Raw genomic sequence first — 8789 nt, 5'->3', positions numbered from 1 at the left:
GTTGAAAGCACCGGTCTTGAAAACCGGCGTACGTTAATAGCGTACCTAGGGTTCAAATCCCTATCTCTCCGCCACTACATAGAAAGCCCGTTGAGAAATCAACGGGCTTTCGTCGTTTTGCCATTTAGCAATTTCCTTCAGTTACGTCTCCGGTTAGAAATATAACTCTCAAATGCGATGAGAAATGACCGACCAGTTCGTTGTACGGTTACTTATTGAAACTAACTGAATTTCAAGTATAAAAAAGCCCACGCTAATAGTTTGGGCTTTTCAATATCAGATGCTTGATGTGGCAATTAGAACTCTTTTGGTGCAAAACCTGTCATCACATCTAGGCGCAGCTCTTTACCCACTTTCGTTAAAGGGTGAACGATGACTAGGCCGCGAACGCGTTTCTTTAGTTTGCCGATATCAGCCTGTTCTTCTTTAGTGATTTCACGAGAGAATGGCATATCAAGCAGGCTTTTACGCTCTTTGTTTAGCTCGTAAGTTTGCTTGTGTTTTAATTGATTTAGCTTCTTCGTAAGCTCTTCAACTTCATTCGTGAATTTAGTAATCATTTCTTGATCACCACGAGAACGTGCCCCGTCAAGTTTACGCTGGCATGTATCTAGACGGTTGTGTAGCTTTTGAATATCAGTTTTAATGCTCATGGTAATTGGACTCAAATTTTTAATAGTCGAGGAGTATAGCATAGCTGAATTTCTACGCTCTACTATACTGCTTGATATCTCCATTTACTTGATTAATTCATTGCCTGAAGTCACTCCAGAGAAGAAGGCTTTGACGTTATTCAACGTAACAGAAGCAATGTTATTGAGAGCCTCATACGTGAGGAAAGCTTGGTGACCCATAAACAATACGTTATGGCATGCTGATAAGCGACGGAAAACGTCATCGACAATCACATCATTCGATTTATCTTGGAAGCACAAGTCTTTTTCGTTGTCGTAAACATCTAACCCGAGCGCGTCTATTTTGCCTTGTTTCAGTGCTTCGATTGCCGAGACAGAATCAAGCAGTTCCCCATGACTGGTATTAATGATCATTACATCATCTTTCATTTTTGCGAAGGAGTGTTCATTCAGAAGGTGGTAGTTTTCTATACTCATTGGGCAGTGAAGAGAAATGACATCCGCGTGAGTGTAAATATCTTCAATTGTACAGTAACGAGCTCCCATCTCTATTGCGAGTGGGTTTTCGTATGGGTCATAGCACAGCGGTTCCATGCCAAGCCCTTTTTAGATACGCATTGTCGCGATGCCAATTTTGCCCGTGCCGACCACCCCAACGTTTTTACCATAGAAATTAAAGCCAACTAAGCCCTCTAGAGAAAAGTTAGCGTCTCGAGTGCGTTGGTAGGCTTTATGTAAGCGGCGATTTTAAGGTCTCGTGGGTCTAAATCAAAAATCGGCAACACAAGTATACGAGCCAGGTCCCTTACTATTTGCAACGAGGGCCCTTCGGGAGCGTGTCATTGAACCGATTTATGCGTCATACAACTTGGAAAGTGCAGGCTATTACACTGCGTTGTTTTCCTTGCTTACTTTCGGTAAATAAGGAATCAATGACAGCGCTCTGAATCCTGCATCTTGAAGTCACTTGGGTATATAAAGTAAGACTTCATGGAAGCATTGAGTAGTTAAATTTGCTGATATTAAGTTTGCTTTAATATGGCCTTCTGACTAGCATTGCCTTTCTTTTGTATTCCTTTGTGTTGGTTAGGCGTTTCAAACGATGTCGATAAAGTGGTTGTCTCTATTCTTATGTTGTTTTTTATCTATGGGTGCACAGGCGGCAGTCGATCTTGTCAAAGTAGATAAATCGAAGCGCAGAATGTACTTGTTGGAAGAAGGCGTAGTCGTTAAGGAATATCGTATAGCGTTAGGGGCTAATCCTAAGGGACACAAACAAGAAGAGGGCGATAATCGTACCCCTGAGGGAGACTATACGCTTGACTACATTATCGAAGATTCAGCGTTTTACCGCTCTGTACATATCAGCTACCCAGACGCAATTGACCGTCTTGAAGCGCATCGAAAGGGAGTGTTACCTGGCGGCGATATAAAAATCCATGGTCTTAAGAATGGTGAGACGCAATCTTCTCAGTATATTCAGAGTTTTGACTGGACGAATGGTTGTATTGCAATTACTAATGAAGAAATGGAAGAGTTTATTAAGCTGGTAAAAATGGGAACCCCGATTTCCATTGAATGGTAATTTTTTCTTTCCGTAGGTTCCCGAGCGAGAGTGTAAATAGCATTTAATCCATGAATCGGCGAGGATAATCACTGAAGATACCATCCAGTTGCGGTAGGTGCTTTAGCTTCCTTGGGTTATTTACCGTATAGCACATTACTTTGTAACCGGCTTGCTGGAGCTTTTTGATCTGGCGTGCGCGTACCCAGTTAATGTTGAGGTTACAGCTATAAGCATTCACTTCTTCCAGTAATAGCCGATCTTTCTTGGTAAAAAATTCACTGAGTACCCCTAGGCGGTGACCACCGCAATGTTTATATAGTGCTTTTATGACTTCAGGGCTGAAGCTAGATAGAAGCATTTTTTCTTTAGATAGTGCCCCTTTAGCCAGTGTGTGTGCAAGCGTTTTAGCCACTTGTTCTGCGGGATGGTGGTCAACCTTAACTTCAATGTTTAAGTTGAGTTCATTCTCAGCAGCAAGAGTAAGCAACTCAGAAAGCGTCATGATTTTCTGGTTAGAAAAATCAGGGCTAAACCAACTTCCAAAATCTAAGGCCTTCAGTTGTTCTAATGTCAGTTCATCGACACGTCCTTGGCCATTGCTGCATCGGTTTACCTTATGATCATGGCAAACAACCAGTACATTGTCTTTGGTTGGTTGGACATCGACTTCGACCCAATTAAGACCGAGATCGATGGCGGCTTGAACACTGGCTCTGGTATTTTCTGGGAATTCTCCTGCCACGCCACGGTGGCCAATTAAAAGCGTTTGCATATACATTTTTACTTTGTAAGTGATTGGTTCAGATTGTACTCCTTTTTTAATCAGAACATAGGGATAGCTCAGTATCTAAAGAGATAAATCATGCTTAATTCGCGCATTTTAGGGACAAAACGCCCTTACTTAGTCGTCCTTACGATGGACAAACCTGTTGGGAATGCAACTTGAAGTAATATAAATGGTTGGACTTTTATACGCTTACCACCCATTTTTTAAAGGCAATGACTGTGTGAATACATCCTTTAATTATCAGGGAGAGCAGCATGAAAATTGGTGTGATTGGCGCAGGAGCGGTTGGCGTTGGGGTATGCAATTATCTTTTGACCCTGGGTAGCGTACGTGAATTAGTTCTATTGGATAACCATTTACAACGAGCAGAAGGGGAAGTTCTCGACTTTCGGCATACTGCTGCATTGACCTTTTCTAAGAATACACATATTACCGCTAGTGATGATTATCTGGATTTGTTGGAAGCAGATATTGTGGTTATTACCGCTGGTGCACAAATCAAACAAGGTCAGACTCGTATCGATATCGCGGAAATTAATGCAATTGTGGGGGTTGAGATCGCACACAAAGTGGAGCGAGTTGCGCCTAATGCAATACTTATCGTGGTATCAAATCCTTGTGACATTGTCGCACATTTTATTACGATGAATACGGGTTTTGATACGAACCAAGTGATCAGTAGCGGTTGTGTCATTGATACAGCACGCTTGATGAGTATTGTTGCAAATCGAGTGAACCTGGATCCTAAGAATGTCTTTGGTTATGTGTTAGGTGAGCATGGTAGTCTTTGTTTTATACCCAAGAGTGTGATTTCTATCGCTGGACAATCGGCTGATTACTATTGTGATGCTCATAATATTGAACGGATCGACGCCGATGAATTACTTGAAGCCGTAAAACAGGCAGGTTATGAAATCTTTCGCCGTAAACACAATACTGTTCATGGCATTGCAGCGAGTGTGTTTCGCATTATTCAAGCCATTAAAATTAATGAGCGCTCGGTGCTTCCAGTTGGCACCATGATGTCAGGGCAATATGACATAAATGGCGTTGTACTCAGTTTGCCTACGATTGTGGGTAAGAAGGGCGCAGACTCAGTACTGATTCATCCATTTAATGAAGATGAGCTAGAAACGCTTCAATCAATAAGTACCCATTTACGAATGATTGTTGAAGATGTCGCAAAGGCTACAGGACTAAGGATGTGATTTTCTGCGAGAAAGAGGCATATCTTACGTGTGAGAGCCCACAGGAAAGTGGGCATTTTTGCGTTTATGAGCCGCCGAAAAAAAACATAAAAAATGAGATTGTTAAATTTTTGAATGAGTAATAAAATACGAATTATTATTATTTGCGTTTGTGTATTGGTTTTGTGATGTCTCGTGTTTTGCTCGTAGATGATGATGTTCCATTGTGTGAATTATTAGAAGCAGTATTGCAGGAAGAGGGGTATACCGTTTCGTCCGTTCATTGTGGGGAGAGTGCTCTTCAGCATATGGAAGAGATGTCGGTGGATATCGTTCTTCTTGATGTGATGTTACCTAACCTTAGTGGTATACAGGTTGCACGTCGTATCTGTCAGCGTTTTGCGACGCCTATTTTGATGCTGACTGCTTTGAATGATGAAAACTCGATGTTAGAGGGCTACCAATCTGGAGCCGATCAATTCATCGGCAAGCCATTTAACGTTGCAGAGTTATTGATGCGAATTAAAGCGATTCTTCGTCGAGTGGGGCTAGAGCGACAAAGACAGGTGATGTACGGCACCGTACAAAGCATCAGTGAGCAACTGAATAGCTTACCGCTTACTGGTACCGAAGCTGAGCTATTGAACTATTTAGTGAAGAATCAGGGAGTGGTGATCTCGAAAGCGGAATTGCAAATCAAGGTATTGAAGAAAGAGCTTTGTCCTTTCGATCGTAATTTAGATATGCATATCAGTAATATCCGCCGAAAATTAGTGGGTGCTGGTCTATCGAAGCAACACATTAAAACGTTTCGTGGCAAAGGCTACAGCTACCTTGAGGTTGTGGCTAGTTGATGAAATTGGTTTGCCCTCCTTATATTGTTCAGCGTAAAGGTAGTCTTGCTTTCCAGCTCTTTACTTACATCACCGCCATCGTTTTTAGCATTTTGGCCGTTCAGGCGGTCGCTGAACAAGCGTTAGTCAGGGCCATGTTGAAGATCCCTCTGAGTGTAAAAGAAGAAATGTTGGATCTTGCCCATCAAGCGAATGTTCTTATCGAAGATGGTGATATGGATGAGCTCGCAGATTGGGCGAATGCACAGCACTTCTATTTGTTTGTCTTGGATGAAAACTATCAGCCGTTAACGCATCGAATGATGCATCCATACTTTGAATTTAAACTGAGATTCAAAAGAAGCCTTGATGAGCAACTCGAAGGTAGAGTAAGTCGACCGATCATCAATATTCCCTTAGTGAATAACAATAGCTTAGTTATTAAATTGCCTCACCAGTTGCATCCGGATCATGATTTTGTTTTGTATTTCAGAGTGTTAAAGGTAGTGATTGCGGCGGTGATATTGGCGCTGTTTTCATTGCTTCTAGCAAGACATTTGCAACAACCATTGGATCGATTAAGAGAGGCGAGCAAAAAGCTAGCGAATGGGGATTTTAATGTCAGTGTCGTAAATGAGTTGAAATCCAATATTCGCGAGTTTAACGAGCTAGCTCGTGACTTCGATAATATGACTAAAGAGATGCATTCTCTGGCTGAAAAGCAGCGTCGTCTGATTCGTAACGTTTCTCATGAGCTTCGTACCCCACTTGCTCGTCAAAACTTAGTCTTACATCTATTGCGTAAACGTGTTGGGGAAAGCGAACAAAGTTTAGTGACACGGCTAGAAGAAGAATCCAACGAACTGAATCATTTGATCGGTGAAATCATAGAATTTAGTCGACTGGAGAATGCACATTACGGCACAAAAATAACGTCCAGTGATTTAGAAGAGTTACTTGCTCCTCAAGTGGAGCGTTGTAAGATCGATTTGAAACCAGCGCAAGCATTGACATTTGTTTGTGATGCAGTGAACACGACTGTGCAATGTGATGAAAATTTAGTGCTACGTTGTTTGAACAACTTAGTAGGAAACGCCATTAAATATGCCGGCGATTCTGCGCGAATAGACATTTCACTAGCGGATAAGAATATCGAAACACATCGTGAAGTCATTATCACTATTGCTGACAATGGTCCTGGTATCCCTGAGGGTAAACTTTCGGATATCTTTGATCCATTTACTCGATTGGACGCCTCCCGAGACAAAAAGCAAAGCGGTTATGGGCTAGGGCTTGCCATTGTAAAGGAATCGATGCGAATGATGGGAGGCACCGTTACTGCATCTAACCGTGATGAAGGGGGGCTTGTGGTTACCTTGTCGTTTCGACAATAACAAAGTAGCGAAATGATAGAGGAGCTCAGCTACTTGCTCAAAAGAGCTATGAATTCCGATCTCTCTACACAACAATCCAAATGCAAAGAATGTAAATTTAATGCTAATGGTAATTATTATCATCTATATTCACACCTAAAATAATTCAAAGGGAATCGCACTGGTGGAATGTGTGGCCCGAAAATAACCGGAGTGAAGGATATGTTTACTAAGAGCCAGTTGGCATTAGTGATCGGTGCAGTGCTAGCAGCGCCTGCAGTGGCAGAAGTTCAAAAAACAGATGAGCACTTAGTGGTAGAAGGGCGCGAGTTCGGTTACAAAGCCGATACCAACAGTACGGCAATGCGCATGGAAATGATGCAACTGGAAACGCCAGGGCAAGTGGCTGTGATTGATGAAGCGGTTATCGATGAGCAACGTGCCAGCACATTAGGTGAAGTCCTGAAAAACGATGCGAGTGTCAGTGCGGGAGGCACAAGCCGTAACCGTGAGCGTTTCTCGTTGCGTGGCTTTGAACTGAGCAGCTCGGATGGCTTCCTGCGCGATGGGAGCCAGCACTGGTCACACTACCGTCAACCAATTGAGCTTTTAGAGCGAGTTGAAGTTCTTAAAGGTCCTTCAGGTCTCCTTTACGGCAATTCTGAACCAGGCGGCCTTATAAACATGGTTTCGAAGAAGCCAACAACAGAAACACAAGCTCATTTGAGCCAAGATATTGGTTCAAATGATCACTCTCGCACAGTGTTGGATGTGAGTGGCGCACTTAACGAAGCAGAAACGCTGCGTGCGCGTGCGATTCTTGCTAAAGAGAGCTACGGCTCATGGCGTGAATACGGTGATGGCACTAAGCCACAGACTGACCGCGTAGTAGGTGGTCTGGTTGTGGAATACGACATCACGGAAGATATCATGGTGTCGGCTCACTATGACCGTACTAAAGATGACGGAAGTGTTGATTCAGGTGCATACATTGTGGACGGTAAACCAGTCCGTGGTGATAAGTACATCTGGGATGCACAATGGTCAAAAATTGACAACGATGTAGAAAACTACGGCATCGATATCAATGCGCAAGTGACAGATAGCGTAAATGTGAAAGCGGGTTATAACCGTCAAGACTTCGAACGTTTTGATGTGGAATCTTATCCAAGTTTCAGTAAATACGCTCAAGATAACAAGATCATTCATTCAGGAAATGAGCGTACAGATAATTGGGTATTTGATACGGCGTATTTAGATGTGACCACAGATTTTTCTCTGCTTGGTAGTGAAAACACATTTTTGATCGGTGCTAACTATTTAAACTACAAATATGACCGCTTTCAAGAATACTACTCAGCAGTTGAAATTGAACCTGGTCAGACTGTTCCTCGCCCTGGTTACTCAGGAAAAGCAAAAGAGTCTACATCTGAGTACGATACTTGGGGTATCTATGCGCAAAATATGATGACAATTAACGATCACTGGCAAGTACTTGCGGGGGTTCGTTACGATGAAAAGCGCACTGATGAGCATACTGAAAGCCAAGTATCACCGAAGCTAGGTGTGATTTTCCACCCAGCAAGCAACGGCTCGATTTACGTCCAGTACTCTGAGAGCTTTATGCCTCAAGGCACAGTTAATAGCACTGATTACACTAACGATGGTGAAGATCTAGAAGCCGAACGTGGACTCTCTTACGAAGTGGGCACAAAGTGGGAATTGTTTGACGAGCGTCTATACGTTACGGGGGCGTTTTTCGATATCACCTTAGAAAACATCGCGTTGGATGTTGAAGACGGTGTGAATGCTAGTGGCGATGTGATGTACAAGAAGACTCAGGATGGTGAGCAAGTACACCGTGGTGCAGAAATCTTAGTGCAAGGTTTTGTGACGGATGCGCTTTCACTAACGGCCTCTGCCATGTACTTAGATGCGGAAATCACGCAAAGTGCGGATTACAAAGGCAATCGCCCTGCAGACGTTCCTGAGTTTTCAGCAAGTGTTTGGTCTAGCTACAACGTTCACAGTAACACCGATGTAAACCTAGGTTTATTTTATGAAGGTGAGCGCTACGGAGACGCAGCGAACACATTTAAGAAAGATGGGTATGCTCGCATTGATATGGGCGTGGCGTACACATACAAGTATGATGAGAACTTGGATATCGTGACTCGACTCAATGTGGAAAACGTGTTTGATACTCATTACTTCGCTGGTGGTGGTAGCACGAATAGCCAACAAGCAGGAGCGGGTGAGGTCGTGATCGGCGAAGGCCGAAATTATATGGCGGCAATCCAGTTCAAGTACTGAATAAGCTGACGAAGAAAGGGGAGGGGTAGGCTTCCCCTTTGCTATACCCAAGTCATTTTCGTTGAAACGCGAACCTTGAGATTACTTGGGTATA

General features: G+C 43.1%; 7 protein-coding genes and 1 pseudogene. 5 read left to right on the top strand and 3 right to left on the bottom strand.

The genetic code is table 11. The features are described from left to right. Window positions 1-296 precede the first annotated feature (296 nt). Both ACVA54_RS09985 and ACVA54_RS09980 read right to left on the bottom strand, forming a co-directional pair. A complete protein-coding gene (locus ACVA54_RS09985; protein WP_119464274.1) occupies window positions 297-653 on the bottom strand; it encodes a YibL family ribosome-associated protein in 357 nt (118 codons plus the stop codon). An 84-nt stretch (window positions 654-737) separates the two neighbouring features. After that, window positions 738-1382 (bottom strand): annotated as a pseudogene (locus ACVA54_RS09980) (NAD(P)-dependent oxidoreductase); the annotation flags it as partial. Between the two features lie 355 nt (window positions 1383-1737). On the opposite strand from ACVA54_RS09980, the gene ACVA54_RS09975 reads away from it, so the two are divergent. Continuing rightward, window positions 1738-2220 carry a L,D-transpeptidase family protein gene (locus tag ACVA54_RS09975; RefSeq protein ID WP_099078343.1) on the top strand — a complete coding sequence of 161 codons (483 nt, stop codon included), beginning with the start codon at window positions 1738-1740 and terminating at the stop codon, window positions 2218-2220. Window positions 2221-2263: 43 nt separating this feature from the next. Here the strand turns inward: ACVA54_RS09975 and ACVA54_RS09970 are convergent, their stop codons facing one another. Next, complete coding sequence (locus ACVA54_RS09970) at window positions 2264-2974, bottom strand: glycerophosphodiester phosphodiesterase family protein (protein WP_099078356.1); 711 nt, start codon at window positions 2972-2974, stop codon at window positions 2264-2266. A gap of 269 nt (window positions 2975-3243) precedes the next feature. On the opposite strand from ACVA54_RS09970, the gene ACVA54_RS09965 reads away from it, so the two are divergent. The 4 genes from ACVA54_RS09965 to ACVA54_RS09950 all read left to right on the top strand — a co-directional run bounded on the left by ACVA54_RS09965 (window position 3244) and on the right by ACVA54_RS09950 (window position 8695). Beyond that, window positions 3244-4197, top strand: coding sequence for a lactate/malate family dehydrogenase (locus tag ACVA54_RS09965; protein WP_119464275.1), 954 nt, complete (start codon window positions 3244-3246; stop codon window positions 4195-4197). Window positions 4198-4364: 167 nt separating this feature from the next. After that, window positions 4365-5030 (top strand): response regulator transcription factor, encoded by a 666-nt coding sequence (locus ACVA54_RS09960; protein ID WP_446649567.1) that lies wholly within the window; start codon window positions 4365-4367, stop codon window positions 5028-5030. Next, the gene (locus ACVA54_RS09955) at window positions 5030-6403 is read left to right on the top strand and encodes a histidine kinase sensor domain-containing protein (protein WP_446617374.1); all 1374 of its coding nucleotides are present in this window, start codon (window positions 5030-5032) and stop codon (window positions 6401-6403) included. Before ACVA54_RS09960 ends, ACVA54_RS09955 begins: the two co-directional genes overlap by 1 nt. A 201-nt stretch (window positions 6404-6604) precedes the next feature. Next, entirely contained in the window at window positions 6605-8695 is a 2091-nt protein-coding gene (locus ACVA54_RS09950; protein WP_446649566.1) for a TonB-dependent siderophore receptor, read from the top strand. The last annotated feature ends 94 nt before the right edge of the window (window positions 8696-8789 follow it).

It is taken from the genome of Vibrio sp. PNB23_22_6 (assembly GCF_052877535.1).
This window is presented reverse-complemented; position numbering and strand designations above follow the sequence as displayed.

Coding starts and splice junctions, on each gene's coding strand:
- ACVA54_RS09985 (WP_119464274.1), bottom strand. CDS start 653: ATGAGCATTAAAACTGATATTCAAAAGCTACACAACCGTCTAGATACA.
- ACVA54_RS09975 (WP_099078343.1), top strand. CDS start 1,738: ATGTCGATAAAGTGGTTGTCTCTATTCTTATGTTGTTTTTTATCTATG.
- ACVA54_RS09970 (WP_099078356.1), bottom strand. CDS start 2,974: ATGCAAACGCTTTTAATTGGCCACCGTGGCGTGGCAGGAGAATTCCCA.
- ACVA54_RS09965 (WP_119464275.1), top strand. CDS start 3,244: ATGAAAATTGGTGTGATTGGCGCAGGAGCGGTTGGCGTTGGGGTATGC.
- ACVA54_RS09960 (WP_446649567.1), top strand. CDS start 4,365: ATGTCTCGTGTTTTGCTCGTAGATGATGATGTTCCATTGTGTGAATTA.
- ACVA54_RS09955 (WP_446617374.1), top strand. CDS start 5,030: ATGAAATTGGTTTGCCCTCCTTATATTGTTCAGCGTAAAGGTAGTCTT.
- ACVA54_RS09950 (WP_446649566.1), top strand. CDS start 6,605: ATGTTTACTAAGAGCCAGTTGGCATTAGTGATCGGTGCAGTGCTAGCA.